Source organism: Micromonospora fiedleri, from assembly GCF_016774385.1.
In the GTDB taxonomy this organism is placed as follows: domain Bacteria; phylum Actinomycetota; class Actinomycetes; order Mycobacteriales; family Micromonosporaceae; genus Micromonospora; species Micromonospora gifhornensis.
Window position 1 is genome coordinate 54,734 of the sequence record NZ_JAETXL010000015.1, and the last position, 13,491, is coordinate 68,224.

The following is a 13,491-nucleotide window of genomic DNA, read 5'->3' on the forward strand; positions in this document are numbered from 1 at the left end:
GTCTATTCCTACCGCCCCTCAAAACCCGGATCCGGGAGGCACGCCGTGACAACCTCCGCCCCTACTCACCCACACGAGACCGCACCCGTGATCGTCGCTGTCGAAGGACTCTGCTACTCGGGAAAGAGCACCCTCGTCCGCCACCTGGCCCCGCGACTCGACGCGATCATCGCCCCCGAATACACCGACCTCGCCCCACTGCCGCCATGGCCACCCACCGACCACACCCAGGTCAACACCGCGTTGCGGCAACTCCTCGACCTCGAACGACACCGCACCCGCCATGTCCGCACGAGGATAGCCGCCCGCACCCACGCGACCGGCAGCCGGCGCAGCCATGTCGTCCTGCTGGACCGAAGCCCACTGACGCTGATCGCGCACGAGTACGGCATGCAGGCCCTCGGCGTCCCCGCCGACCCGAGCGGCGCTGCCACCCTCTACGCCGACGCCGCAGCCGCCGGACAGATCCTCACACCGAGCGCCTACCTCTACCTGAGCATCCCCGAACCGGTCACCGACACCCGCCGCACCGCCCGCGGACCCGTCGCCAACCACCTCGACGACCCCGCCGTCCGCGCCCGCATCGACCAGACCTGCCGCACCTGGCTACGGCTGCTCCCACCCCGACGGCAGCTAATCCTCGACGGCACCGTGCCGCCCGCGCTGCTCGCCACTGCTGCCGCCGCGTTCATCCGCAGTCTCGCCGGGCCACCCGTCCCCTCGTGGCGGCTCCTAGCAGAGGCGGGAGTACCGGCATGAACGGCATCGCCCTCGCCAAGCACCTTCAGACCGCCTGCCCCGGTTTCACGCCCACCGGCAGTCCGATCCGCACCGGCACCTCGCTCCTGCAACACGGCCTCCTGCACGGGCGGCAGGTCATCGCCAAGCAGCCCACCGACCCCCGCCGGTGGTGGCACGACCGCTGCCGTCACGAAATCGGCATTTACCAGACCTTCCGGAGAATCGGAGGTCCACCCGTTCCGGTCGCGAACCTCGTCGCGGCTGACCCGCACCTGCCGCTGCTCGTCGTGACCGCACTGCCCGGCACCCCACTACACCCGGACCGCTACCCCCCGGCCGGCAGCGTCAGCGTCACGACCACACGACGCATGCTCACCGCGCTCACCGCCCTGCACCAATGGCAGCCCACCTCCCCGGCAGCCATTCCGGACGACACCGACTATCCCGCCCAGCTCGCACCGTTCGCCGGCAGCATCCTCGACGCTGCCGACGCGCGCCTGCTCAGCGACCTGGCCACCCTCGCCCACCCACCGGTCGAGGTGAGCCACGGGGACGCGCACCTGGGCAACACCCTCGCCACCGCCGACCAGGTCGCACTGCTCGACCTGGAGTTCACCGCCTGGCGACCCGTCGGCTACGACCACGCCAAGCTGTTCATCTTCCTCGCCGACAACCCCGCCGCCCGTCGCACCGTCCTGCACGACATCACCGCCTCATCCGGCGCGCACGTCGGGCTCTGGCTGGCGGTGGCTCTCGTCGCCTGCCGTGAACTCGCCTCGCATCATCGGCACGCAGACCTGCCGGACCGAGACCGGCGCGTCCACCAGCTCACCAGCGACCTTCAGCGAGCCCTCGCCCACGCCCACCACCTGCACGCCCAACTCCCGACCTCAGGAGGTGCCCGGTGACCCTGCCTCTCCACCCGCTGTCGGACTGCTACGGCTACGACCGAGGAACACCCGTCGACCGCCTCTACATCGACGTTTTCCTCACCCACCACCGCGAGTTGGTCCACGGCGACGCAGCCGAAATCAAAGACGACACCTACCTACGCCGATACGGCGCTGACCGGCTCACCTCCACCACCATCATCGACATCGACCCCACCAACGTCCGCGTCACACTCCAGGCTGACCTCACCGCGCCCGGCAGCCTCCCGCCCGCCGCGTTCGACTGCCTCATCCTCACCCAAACCCTGCAACTGCTGTCCGACCCGACCGCCGCGCTCAGCACCTGCCACTCCGCGCTGCGTCCCGGTGGCACCCTTCTGCTCACCGTCCCGAGCCTCGCCCGGATCAGCCCCAGCGGTGGCCCCGCCGACCGTTGGCGATTCACCCCTGCCGGCCTGCGCCACCTATTCACCGCATGGCCTGGCCCCACCCAAGTCACCGGCTACGGCAACCTGCGCACCTGCCTCGCCGCCCTCCTCGGCGAAGCCGCCGAAGAACTCACCGAAACCGAACGCACGCACCACGACCCCCGTTTCCCCCTCCTCGCCGCCGCCACCGCCCACCGAGCCGCAGAGGAAGCATGACCATGACCGACACCTTGCCGCGCAGGGCCCGCCCTCTACCGACCGGTCCCGTGATCTTCGACTGCGACGGCACCCTCGTCGCCACCGAAGGGGTCTGGGACGACGCCTACGCCACCCTCTTCGCCCGCTACAACGCCACCCTCAGCCGCCCGGACCGACACCGCCTGCTCGGTCTCACCCTCACCGGCCTCGGCCACGAACTCGGCCGTCTCCTCCACCAACCCGAGCGGCACCACGAACTCGCCGCCGAAGTCCTCAACCTCGTCACCACCAACCTCGGCCGCGGAGTGTCCCCCATGCCGGGCGCGGTCGAACTCGTCACCACCCTCGCCCGATCCCGCCCCATCGGCGTCGCGTCGAACACCCTGCACGACGCAGTCGTCGAGTACCTCACCGCGATCGGAATCATCGACCTGGTCGACGTCGTCGTCGGTAGCGACGACGTCCCCGCACCCAAGCCCGCACCGGACGTCTACCTCGCCGCGTGCCACCGCCTCCAGGCCGACCCACACACCGCGATCGCGGTCGAAGACTCCGCCGCCGGAACACTCGCCGCCCACACCGCCGGCCTCTACGTCATCGGCGTACCGTCACAGCCGGACCTGCTCCTACCTGCCGCCCACGTCGTCTACCCGGGCCTGAACGACCCCCGACTGCGGCACCTACTACAACCGCCATTGCCCCGACGCTTGACCGCATGACCTGTCCAGGAGGCCGCGTGGTGCGACTCGTGCTCATCCGACACGCCCAAGCCCACTGCAACATCGCCGGGATCGTCGGCGGACCACAATCCTGCACCGGTCTCACCGACCACGGCCGCCAACAGGCCGCACTCCTCGCGCAACGCCTTCAACACGACCTCAGCAACGAGGACTTGCCCGCCGCCATCTTCAGCAGCCCTCGCCGCCGTGCGATCGAAACTGCCGCCGCAGTCGCCGACGCCCTGGGCCTCCCCAATACCGAACTTCACGACTTGCGAGATCCGGACTACGGCCCGGCCGCAGACGGCCAGCCCTGGACCACGGTGACCGCACGAGCCCGGCAGTCTTCGAGCACTTCCGACATGACGGTGCCGCTCGCGCCAGGCGGCGAGCCCTGGAGCCACTACATCACCCGCACCGCAGACCTGATCAAGCGCCTGACCAAGCAGCAGCCAAGGGCACACATCATTCTCATCGGCCACGCCGAGACAGTCCAAGCAGCGCACCAGATCTTCGCCGGCCTACCACCAATGCAGAAACCACCCGTCAGGTACGAGGTGGAGAACACGAGCATCACCCTGTGGCGGCAACGTGCCGCCACGCCGATCCCCTGCTGGACGCTGGTGACCCACAACGACCACCACCACCTACCGCGACGCAGGCCCTGATACACCCCGTCCGATACACCCCGTCCCGCCCCGGTTACCGGCCGGCAGGAGGCTACGGGGGCGACGCAGCGCGCAGCATGGACGTCGCGCAGCGACACCCCGGCCAGCGCCTCGCAAATCGGTCAGGCCCTCGGACCGCGCGCACCCCTTCTGAGTCGCGCGGTGGGCGAACGTCGGACACCGTTGGAACCTCAATCTCGGACGGCCCCTGCCGGCCACACGATAGACACGGGAACATTCCTCGCTCGCGCGTATTGAACGACGTCTGCCGTTCCACCGAATGCGCGAGCCGGTTCACCATCCCACACGGCGATCAAATGGTCGGCACGATCAATCATAATGCGGCTTGCATCCATATGCGCCTCGGACGTCGACTCGCGGTGGTCGCATTCATGAACGGCGGCAGCAATGGACATCAGTTCATCATACGTGGGCTTCGCGTCGTCTGGCAGTCCGTCACGGTATTCGTCGGCGGGCACGATCACCTCAAGGGTTCCGCCGACTGCCAGAATTTCTCTAGCGAATATCTGGTCCGCACCATCGGCCAAGCAAGATAGTCCGATCAGGCCAGGGCTCGCGGCGGCTAGCTTTTTAAGCTCCTGTCTGATCCCGGATTCAACCAGTGCCGTAACCTCTGGCGATAGTCCACGGTGGCCACTTACTGCTACCCGCATCAAATTTCCTCCCGGTATGTGGCGTACAAGCGTTCGTCGAGTTCGGTCGCGGCGCGTCCTGACTGCGGGCCGAGCTTGTTGCGGAAGGCGGCGACGGCCCGCGCGACTCGCTCGGAGCCGTAGGTTTGCCCAATGTCAAAGGCGTCCGCCGCGATCTTGCACGCTTCGTCCACCTTGCCCGTCTGCGCCAGGATCCCGGCCCGCAGCACTTCCATAACGGCGCGCGGCTTGGGGGCCTGGTGTGGGTCGCTGGCAATTCGCAACGCAGCGTCGGCAACCCTCACTTGCCCGAGCTTTCCGGCGACCTGTGCACGGAATCCCGCCAGCTTTCGTTCGTCGAATCGGAATATCCATGGCCAGACTGGCTCGTCGGTAGGCGCACGGGAAAGCCGTCGCTCGGCGTTGTCCAGCTTCACGAGGGCATTTCCGTCCTTGACTTGGGCCAAGGCGAGGGACTCGATGGCATCCATCCAGATGCCGGCGATCGTCGGCGCTGACCGTGGAAGCCGATGGCGCGCATCAGCAACAAGGCGGACGCTTTCAATCGCATCTCCACAGTTCGCGGCGAACTGGCTCATGCTTGCCTGCATGTAGGCCGGCAGCAGCGGATGCCCGGAACGCTCGGCTGCCCGAACCGCGAGCTGGTAGTGACGGCGGGCGTTGGCACGATCCTCGACGTCGACGTACAGCCATGCGGCGAGCCCGGCTGTCTCACTGAGAACGGCGAACAGTCGGCGCGTATGCGCTGGGGAGTGTCCGTTGCGGGTGGCGAGCTGGCGGACGAGCGCCAGGTGAGCGGTGACCGGCGCGATCAGGCTACGCGAAGGTAGTCGCTGCTCAAGCCGGCGGTAGGTGGCGGATGGGACCGTCAGGAGGCGTTCTTCATCCTGGGACTCGACGGGAATGTCACCTTCGACGGTGCCGATCATCGCGAGCCCCGCGGCACCTGCGGTGCCTGCTAGGAACTGGCGGCGGTTCGTGTCGTCCTCCTGATCATCGAGTAAGCCCGCAAGCGACCTCGGAATCCCCAGGCCGTCGCAGAGCGCTCGCACGGTACGGATGCCCGGCTCCCTGCTGTGGCCGTTCACGAGCCGGGATACGTGCGGTTGTGAGACGCCAACCGCGACTGCGATATCTGTCTGTGATGCTCCGGTCTCCTGAATGAGGACTTGCAGCACTGTGGACCAGTCACCGGATCGGAGCGCTCGCCTGACCTCGGCCCGGTCAAGCATCTCTGCCGGCGCCCTGGTCACCATGATGCGCCCTTGACGTGCGAATACGTCTCGGACATAGCACTTAGAACCAGTCTGTTCGCTGCTCCCAGCTCGAAGGAACGTCGGGCTCTTAACTGGTCCAACTATGCCTCGACCTCCCACGTTCGGCATACGCATAGGTATAGCGACCGATCTCTATACCCCTAGGAGTAGCGATGACGAGCCGTTACCACCACGCTTCGCATTGTCGCCGAGATCGCGTCGACGGGAAAGCGCCCTGCGCTTGAGCCGACAGGTAACGGCAGCCAGGCCAAGCGCTTGGAGCACGGACGGCCGTCGCCGTGCTCGGTCATGGAGGTACAGCGGTGCGCGTCAAGTGGTTCGTCCCCAGCGGTGAGCAGTCGTTCAAGCCTTTCGGCCTCGACTGCGAACGGGCGGCGCTGCACCCCCGCTGCGGCGGGCCGACGCTCAACCGCTGGCGGGAGGGCGCCGCCGTGCCAGCCGATCTCGGGTGGCGCGGCCAGACGTGCCGGGCGAGCCCAAGCCGGCCAGCGCCGGACAGTGGCCTGTGTCAGGGTCCGGGGCCGGGAAGGACTCGGCCGTGAATCGGAATCCGCAGGCGCTCCCTGAGGTCGCGGCCGGAACGCTGCTGCGACTCGATGCGAACGATTGGTCCTACGGCCGTGACCTGACCCCCGGTACGTCCGTGGCCGTCACCGTTGCAGGCGTCCGTGACCTGCCGAACCGTAGCGACGAGTGGGTCTGGGTCTTGGGCCACCGTCCGGAGTGCGATTACCCGCACGTGGACCGGCATCCGCCATGTATGGAGGTGCGGGTCAACGTTGCCGCGCTCCACCGCCGGCTGTCCGGCGGATGACCGGCACCGACGACAGCGATCGCCCCGTCGATCGCTTCGAGTCGGCGCGTAACACCGCGCTCCAGCATCGCAACGGCGGCACCTGCTTCCACTGCCAGCACGGCCGCTGCGGGCAACACGTCTGGGCGATCGAGGAGCTGGCCCGCCACCCCGGCGGCCGGAAGCTCCTTCGGCAGCTCGGGCTTCCCATCATCTGTGACGAATCGACCGAGGAAGGCCAGCCGCGGTGAACACCACGCCCCCCGCCGCATCCGACGAGTATGTTCCGCCGCCCGGCGTGTACGCCGAGCCGGTAGCGGCGAGCCGGCCGGTGCGGGCCGTTGGCAGCGCCGCCGCGCAGAGCACCATGCGTCTCGCTGACGAGTTCTTCTATCTGGCGCACGACGACCAGACCGGCCGCCCTCGGTTGTTCGAGTCCGCGACGGCGCACGGCCTGGCCGCCGCGCTGCTGGCCGAGCTGCACAACGAGGGCCGGATCACCTTCGTAGGCCGGCAGGTACGGGTGATCAACGCTGCCCCGCCGAAGGACTGGCTGCAACATCTGGTCCTGGACCGTCTGGTGGCGGAGCCAGGTCACACCGCGACCCGGACGTGGTTGGCGTTTCTCAGCACGACCGCGTACGAGCAGGTGGCCACCCGGATGTGGCAGCTCGGACTCCTTCAACAGCGGCAGGTCGGCCGGTTGTGGCGGCAACGCACCGTCTACGTCCCCACGGACGTAAACACGGCCGCTTGGTCGTGGGCCCGGCTGTCCTACCAGCTGCGCAACTACCAGCCGCTCAACTCCTTTGACCTGGCCCTCGCCGGCCTGGCGCTGCACACCCAACTCGACCCGATCCTGCTCGACGGCACACCCCCGGCCGCCCGCGCGCTCCTGCGGCAGCAGATCGAACACGCCCTGCCGCTGCGCGAGCTCCTTGCCGACCTCGGTGCCGTCGTCGGCGGTGCCGTACTGAGCCACCGCACCTCCTGAGTGCGGCCCATCCGCCCATCCATCCCTCCGCGCTGAGAGAGAACTGATGTCTCACTCGAAACCCGACACCGTCTCCGCCGTCCTCGCCAGGGGGCGGCTCGGTATCCCCTCGGTGGTGTTCTTCGTGATCGCCGCCGCCGCGCCGCTGACCGTCGTCGCGGGCGGCGCGACCACCGGGTACGCGGTCACCGGAGTCACCGGTATCCCCGTGTCCTATCTGGTGGTCGCGGCGGTGCTCGCGTTGTTCGCGGTCGGCTACGTGGCCATGTCCCGGCGAATCGTCAACGCGGGAGCCTTCTACACCTACGTCACCCGAGGACTCGGTCGCCCGGCCGGCGTCGGCGCCGCCATGGTCGCCCTGCTCGCCTACAACGCCATGCAGATCGGACTGTACGGCGGGGCGGGTGCGGTCACGGCGCAGTTCCTCAACGACCGGTACGGCCTCGACCTGACCTGGTGGATGTGCGCCCTCGCGGTTTGGGCGATCGTGGCCGGGCTCGGGGTCGCGCGGATCGACCTCAATGGCCGCGTGCTCGCCGTCGTCCTGGTCGCCGAATGTGTCGTCGCGTTGACCTTCGACGCGATCATGGTCACCCATCCGGCCGACGGTCAGCTCAGCTTCGACACCCTCGCCCCGTCGCACGTGTTCGCCGCCGGCATCGGCGCGGCCCTGGTCACCGCTATCACGGGTTTCGTGGGCTTCGAGGGCACGGTGGTGTTCTCCGAGGAGACGAAGGACCCACGGCGCACCATCGCCCGTGCCACCTACCTCGCGGTCGCCGTGACCGGCCTGCTCTACGGGCTGTCCGCGTGGGCGATGTCGGTGGCCACCGGCCCGGACCGCATCGTCGACGCGGCCCGCACCGAGGGCACGGACCTGATCTTCAACCTGGTGTCGCCGTACCTCGCCGAGAGTGTCATCACCGTGGCCCGGGTCCTGTTCATCACCAGCCTGTTCGCCGCCCTGCTGTCGTTTCATCACACCGTGGCCCGGTACCTGTTCGCCCTCGGCCGGGAACGGGTGCTGCCCGCCGTGTTCGGCCGCACCAGTCGCCGTACCGGCGCCCCGAAAGTCGGCTCCCTCGTGCAGAGTGGGCTCGCGCTCTGCGTGCTGGTCAGCTACGCGCTCGCGGGGGCGGATCCGATCGTGCACCTGTTCTTCTGGGTCACCGTGACCGGTGGGCTCGGGGTGCTGATCCTGATGACGGTCACCTCCGCCGCCGTGATCGGCTTCTTCGCCCGCACCACGCACACCGAGGGACAGTGGCGATCCCTCATCGCGCCGGGAGCCGCGACGGTCGCGCTCGCCGGGATCCTCACCGTGACCCTGCGCGAGTTCGCCACGCTGCTCGGCGTGGCGCCGGACTCGCCGCTGCGGTGGGCGTTCCCCGCCGCGTACGCCGCCGCCGCGCTTGTCGGCATCGCCTGGGCGCTGATCCTGCGCGCCACCAACCCCGACGTGTACGCCGCCGTCGGCCTGGGCGCGGACAGCGACACCGGACCCCTGCGCGCCCCCGACCTCGCCCGCCAACCCGCCTGACCAGGGAGAACGCCGTGACCATCACCAACAACGACCTGCTTGTCCGCCTTGCCACCGAAGCCGACGCCGGACCGCTGATCGGCGTCCTCGCCGAGGCGTTCCACCAAGGCCCGCTCGCCGACTGGCTCATCCCCGACCCGGCCGACCGGCGGACCGTCTACTACCGGTACTTCAAGGACACCTTCTATCACGGCCTGGCATACGGGCAGGTGTACACCACCTCCGACCAGACGGCTGTGGCGATCTGGTATCCCCGCCTCGAACCCGCCCCCACCGACACCCGCAACCGGCTGGAGGCCCTGGAGCACATCGCGGGCGCGTACGCCCCGAAGTTCGTGCTGCTGGAGGAGATGTTCGACGCCTTCCACCCCGACGACCCGCACCACCACCTCGCCTACCTCGCCGTCGACCCGACCCGGCAGAACCGGGGCATCGGCGCCGCCCTGCTCGCCGACCACCACCGTCGCCTCGACCAGCTCGGCCTGCCGGCGTATCTGGAAGCCAGCAACATGCGTAACCGGCGGCTTTACCTCCGCCTCGGCTACACCGCCGGCCCCACGATCGTGCTGCCCACCGACGGGCCGATCATCTGGCGGATGTGGCGCGGCGCCCCCACCACCAGCGGCGGCCGGACCTCGTTCCCGCGCACCCGGCCACGCCGGCGGTCCCTGTGACCACCCCGGCCGTGACCGCGCCACCTATCCGACCCGCGCGGGCCGGCGACGTGGCCACCATCACCGCGCTACTCACCGACACCGTCGCCACCGACCCAGTAGCGCAACGGCTCGTCCCCGACCCGGCCGAGCGGCAACACGTCCTCCACGGCCTGCTCGCCGATCACTGACACCTACGAGGTCACCCGAATGCGTTTCGTCACCTACAACATGCTCGACCTGACCCTCAGCCCCAACAGTGTCCGAGAGGCCAACCGGCAGCGGCGGGTCATCGACACCATCCGCAGCCTGGATCCGGACGTCATCGCCGTCCAGGAACTCAAGTGCCCACCCGCGAGCGCCGCCCGTCTCGCCGCAGAGTTGGCCGAGCGCACCGGCCTGACCAGCACCGTGCCCACCAACGGGAACGCCCGCAGCGTGCACGCCGTCGCCGTCGGCGATAACACCGTCCACACCGCGCTGCTCTGGCGGCCCGGCCTCACCCCGCTACCGCACACCTTCCGCACCTACAGCCCTGCCGTCCACCACCACGGCGGGTGGCGCGGCATCGGCTACGGCTCCATGGTCCGGCTCGCCTTCCAGATCGACGGCCGCCCGATCACGTTCGCCTCCTACCACGCCCCCGCCTACGGCCGGCACCGCCGCATCGACCAGGCCGAAGCCGTCCTCGCCGCCCTCACCCGCCCGCACGAACCGGCCCTGATCGGCTCCGACTTCAACTCCGTCGGCGCCGCCCGCGCCAACGGCGCCGACTACGACCCCGACCCCTACACCGGCCGACCCTGGTGGCCAGACCTCGTCCACCAATGCCACGAACCCACCCAACCCAGCCAACGCCACCGCGCCGACCGCCGACCCGCACAGGTCTGGGAAGCCGGCGGCCTCCACGACGTGGCAGCCGCCACCCGCAGCCCCTGGAAACCCACCACCGGGCACTGGCCCACCTGCCCCTACAGCGCCCGAGGCATCGCCCGCCGCATCGACACCATCCACGCCACCGACCCGATCCTCCCGGCGGTCACGACCCTCACGGTCATCGACACCCCTGTCACCCGCGCGGCCAGCGACCACCTACCCGTGGCCATCGACCTCGACCCCCGCAAGCTACCCACCACCCCGAGCAACCCCGCACAGCCGTAACGACCAGCGGCACAGGCACACAAGGAACTCGACAGCATGACGGACACACCCGACGGGCCAGGACCGGCCACCGTCCGCAGACGGCTATGGCGCCTCCTAGACCAGCTCCGACGCGAGCACGGACATACCCAGGAAGACATCCGTGCGGCGATGGAGTCGTCACAGAGCAAGGCTCAACGCATCGTCAACGGCACGTCGAGCATCTCGCCGAACGAACTTCGAGTTCTGCTCGGCTACTACCAGATCACGCCTCCCGACCAGGTGCGACACCTGCTCGACATGGCCCACACGGCCCGAAAGCGCCACTGGACCAGCGCCTACCACACGGTAGCCACCACCTCCTACCGAGACCTGCTCGGCTACGAAGACGACGCCCAACGCATCACCCAATACCACCCCTACCTCGTGCCGAGCCTGCTCCAGACCGCCGACTACGCACGCCTCCTGATGAACATCAACCCCTGCCACCGGGCCGACCCACAGGCCACCGACGCCCAGGTCGAACTCTTGCGCGAACGGCAGGACCGCCTCATCAACACCCCGCGACAGCCCACCATCCGCATCGTTCTCGACGAACGCGCCCTCACCCCCACCTCGGACCGCGGCGTCATGCGCCGCCAGATCACACGCATACAGAACCTGGTCCCACGCCTGGACCTCGCCGTCCTCACCTACGACACCGCCACCAACGCCAGGCTGGTCGGCCCGTTCACGGCACACGAGTTCCACAACGACCTCGACCCCGACCTCGTGTACGTCGACACCCCACTTGGCGACGTGGCCCTCATCGAGGACCCCGAGATCGTCGCCGGCTACCAGGCCGCTGCGGACACCCTGTACGGCCGAGCTGCGCGTGGGGAAGCGGCCTGGCGACTTCTAGAGAAGTTCGCTGACGCGGATCTACCTGTTGCCGTCGCGGGGGGCAGCCGCTAGATCGGCGATCGAAGTGCCCATCCGTCAAGCCGTCCCAACGGCGACAGGACGCGCAGAGGCGCTGATCCGCAGCAGGTGCCCTAAGGGTGAGTGGCCGCTCCCCATAGCACGAGAAGTCAAGATCAGGGCGATATCCACAAGCCGTCGCGTCATCCACAGGAAGCCAGATGCGGCCTCCCTCGACGGGAAACGGCGCTCACACTGGACCGGTCGGCGAGGTCACCGGCCTGGCTGCTGGCCACGGCCACGCGCAGGTGGAGCAAGGCCCGGCCCGCAGGCCACCGACAACTCACCCCCGCGTCGGGCGCCGGCACCGGCGCGGGGGCCTGTCTCACGGGAGGCCCCCGCTTCAAGCTCTACTACCTCAGGTAGCGCTCACCGGGCTATCGACTGCCGCCCGTGACATTCGGTGACGACGACCAGCAACGTCCTAGATTTGAAACAGTTGAGCCAGACTCTTTGGGGGCCAGAATCGCCAGTCTGACCAACGAGGGTAGTGCGATCCGACCGCAACCGGCACGTGGCACGAAAGGCTGTCCCCATGAGACGCTGTCCATGCAGAAAACGCCGATCCAATACATCGGTTCGGGCAGTTACATCAACTCACCATGGGAGGCCCACTTGGCACTACCTAACGCTCCAACCGAGCCTCAGGAGCCCAACTCTAGGGACGGCGACGCCGAGGCGCTGATCAGCCTGAGCTTCGCATCCGCGCTGGTAGAGCTGCTCAACAACCTCACTGCAATCCCAACGGGCAGGGCTCCCACCCTGACGTGGCTGGGAGCCCTGCCCGCAGCCGGAATCTTGATCGCGCTTTGGCGGAAGCACAACGATCGCTAGTTCCAGCCTACTTACAACTAGTTCCTCCTGAAGGGGTCGCTCTAATTGAGCGGCCCCTTCGCTATTTGTACCATAAGCTCGCCAAAAACACCAGACGATAGTTCTTGCTTTCCGGGGTGACGCCATACGTGCATCCCTCAACTTCTGCATCCCCCGGATATCTGGCGACATTCCTCTGGCCGGGTTCTGTTTGTCGGGAGACGTTCGATATCGGATGGAAGCCAGGCATAGAAGCAAGTGCTCAGCAGAAACGGGGTGCCCTTGAGTCAGTCGCTGTGGACACTTCTCCGGGAGCGGCCGTGGTCCTGCGGTATGGGGGGCGGGTGGTAGAGGGTGGTCGTTCGCCGGGATGGCTGCCGGGCTCTCGTCACCGTCATCGTCACCCTGACCGGTCGTCACCGTCACCCTGACCGGTCACCGTCACCCTGACCGGTCGTCACCGTCACCCTGACCGGTCACCGTCACCCTGACCCGTCGCCGTATTGACGGGCAAGCGGTGACGAAGTCGCCGGAGACCGAAGCGGAGGACGGGTCGGAACCTCGCGGAGGCCGAGACCGGAGCGGAGACAGTACGGCGGACACAACCGGGGCGGGGCGGAGACAACCGGGGCGGGGCGGAGCGGAGACAGCGGAGCGGAGACAGCGGAGCGGAGACAGCGGAGCGGAGACAGCGGAGCGGAGACAGCGGAGCGGAGACAGCGGAGCGGAGACAGCGGAGCGGCCGCGGGCAGCGCGGGTCCAGCACGCGAGTCGGTCGGTCCTGAGTCGGTGAGCCAGCGCGCGGGCAGCGCGGATCCGGCGCGCGGGCAGCGCGGATCCAACACGCGAGTCGGTCGGTCCTGAGTCGGTGAGCCAGCGCGCGGGCAGCGCGGATCCAACACGCGAGTCGGTCGGTCCTGAGTCGGTGAGCCAGCGCGCGGGCAGCGCGGATCCAACACGCGAGTCGGTCGGTCCTGAGTCGGTGAGCCAGCGCGCGGGCAGC

Annotated in this window: 15 protein-coding genes; 14 read left to right on the forward strand and 1 reads right to left on the reverse strand. The window is 68.4% G+C overall.

Translation table 11 applies throughout. The features are described 5' to 3' along the window. The first annotated feature begins 45 nt into the window (after positions 1-45). The 6 genes from JMF97_RS28790 to JMF97_RS28815 all read left to right on the forward strand — a co-directional run bounded on the left by JMF97_RS28790 (position 46) and on the right by JMF97_RS28815 (position 4,201). Positions 46-759 carry a hypothetical protein gene (locus tag JMF97_RS28790; RefSeq protein WP_203224396.1) on the forward strand — a complete coding sequence of 238 codons (714 nt, stop codon included), beginning with the start codon at positions 46-48 and terminating at the stop codon, positions 757-759. Beyond that, on the forward strand, positions 756-1,649 hold the full coding sequence (locus tag JMF97_RS28795; protein ID WP_203224397.1) for a phosphotransferase family protein: 894 nt from the start codon (positions 756-758) through the stop codon (positions 1,647-1,649). The genes JMF97_RS28790 and JMF97_RS28795 overlap by 4 nt, the downstream gene beginning before the upstream one ends. Next, positions 1,646-2,275: a methyltransferase domain-containing protein gene (locus tag JMF97_RS28800; RefSeq protein ID WP_203224398.1), complete on the forward strand. Its 630-nt coding sequence runs from the start codon at positions 1,646-1,648 to the stop codon at positions 2,273-2,275. Before JMF97_RS28795 ends, JMF97_RS28800 begins: the two co-directional genes overlap by 4 nt. A gap of 2 nt (positions 2,276-2,277) precedes the next feature. Next, positions 2,278-2,976 (forward strand): HAD family hydrolase, encoded by a 699-nt coding sequence (locus tag JMF97_RS28805; RefSeq protein WP_203224399.1) that lies wholly within the window; start codon positions 2,278-2,280, stop codon positions 2,974-2,976. A gap of 17 nt (positions 2,977-2,993) precedes the next feature. Continuing rightward, positions 2,994-3,644, forward strand: a complete 651-nt coding sequence (locus tag JMF97_RS28810; protein WP_203224400.1) for a histidine phosphatase family protein — start codon at positions 2,994-2,996, stop codon at positions 3,642-3,644. A 317-nt stretch (positions 3,645-3,961) separates the two neighbouring features. Further along, the gene (locus JMF97_RS28815) at positions 3,962-4,201 is read left to right on the forward strand and encodes a hypothetical protein (RefSeq protein ID WP_203224401.1); all 240 of its coding nucleotides are present in this window, start codon (positions 3,962-3,964) and stop codon (positions 4,199-4,201) included. A gap of 116 nt (positions 4,202-4,317) precedes the next feature. Here JMF97_RS28815 and JMF97_RS28820 read toward each other — a convergent pair whose 3' ends face one another. Then, positions 4,318-5,496 (reverse strand): helix-turn-helix domain-containing protein, encoded by a 1,179-nt coding sequence (locus tag JMF97_RS28820; RefSeq protein ID WP_203224402.1) that lies wholly within the window; start codon positions 5,494-5,496, stop codon positions 4,318-4,320. Positions 5,497-6,133: 637 nt separating this feature from the next. Here JMF97_RS28820 and JMF97_RS28825 point away from each other — a divergent pair. Genes JMF97_RS28825 through JMF97_RS28860 form a run of 8 tightly spaced genes read left to right on the forward strand, consistent with a single transcriptional unit; the run spans position 6,134 to position 11,669 of the window. After that, entirely contained in the window at positions 6,134-6,409 is a 276-nt protein-coding gene (locus JMF97_RS28825; RefSeq protein ID WP_203224403.1) for a hypothetical protein, read from the forward strand. Then, entirely contained in the window at positions 6,406-6,639 is a 234-nt protein-coding gene (locus tag JMF97_RS28830) for a hypothetical protein (protein ID WP_203224404.1), read from the forward strand. Before JMF97_RS28825 ends, JMF97_RS28830 begins: the two co-directional genes overlap by 4 nt. Continuing rightward, positions 6,636-7,382: a GOLPH3/VPS74 family protein gene (locus tag JMF97_RS28835; RefSeq protein ID WP_307817131.1), complete on the forward strand. Its 747-nt coding sequence runs from the start codon at positions 6,636-6,638 to the stop codon at positions 7,380-7,382. The genes JMF97_RS28830 and JMF97_RS28835 overlap by 4 nt, the downstream gene beginning before the upstream one ends. Before the next feature lie 46 nt (positions 7,383-7,428). Next, positions 7,429-8,922, forward strand: a complete 1,494-nt coding sequence (locus JMF97_RS28840) for an APC family permease (RefSeq protein ID WP_203224405.1) — start codon at positions 7,429-7,431, stop codon at positions 8,920-8,922. A 14-nt stretch (positions 8,923-8,936) separates the two neighbouring features. Next, complete coding sequence (locus JMF97_RS28845; RefSeq protein ID WP_203224406.1) at positions 8,937-9,596, forward strand: GNAT family N-acetyltransferase; 660 nt, start codon at positions 8,937-8,939, stop codon at positions 9,594-9,596. An 11-nt stretch (positions 9,597-9,607) separates the two neighbouring features. After that, complete coding sequence (locus tag JMF97_RS28850) at positions 9,608-9,766, forward strand: hypothetical protein (protein WP_203224407.1); 159 nt, start codon at positions 9,608-9,610, stop codon at positions 9,764-9,766. A gap of 19 nt (positions 9,767-9,785) precedes the next feature. Next, on the forward strand, positions 9,786-10,736 hold the full coding sequence (locus JMF97_RS28855) for an endonuclease/exonuclease/phosphatase family protein (protein ID WP_203224408.1): 951 nt from the start codon (positions 9,786-9,788) through the stop codon (positions 10,734-10,736). Positions 10,737-10,772: 36 nt separating this feature from the next. Next, positions 10,773-11,669 carry a helix-turn-helix domain-containing protein gene (locus JMF97_RS28860; protein ID WP_203224409.1) on the forward strand — a complete coding sequence of 299 codons (897 nt, stop codon included), beginning with the start codon at positions 10,773-10,775 and terminating at the stop codon, positions 11,667-11,669. Positions 11,670-13,491: the final 1,822 nt, after the last annotated feature.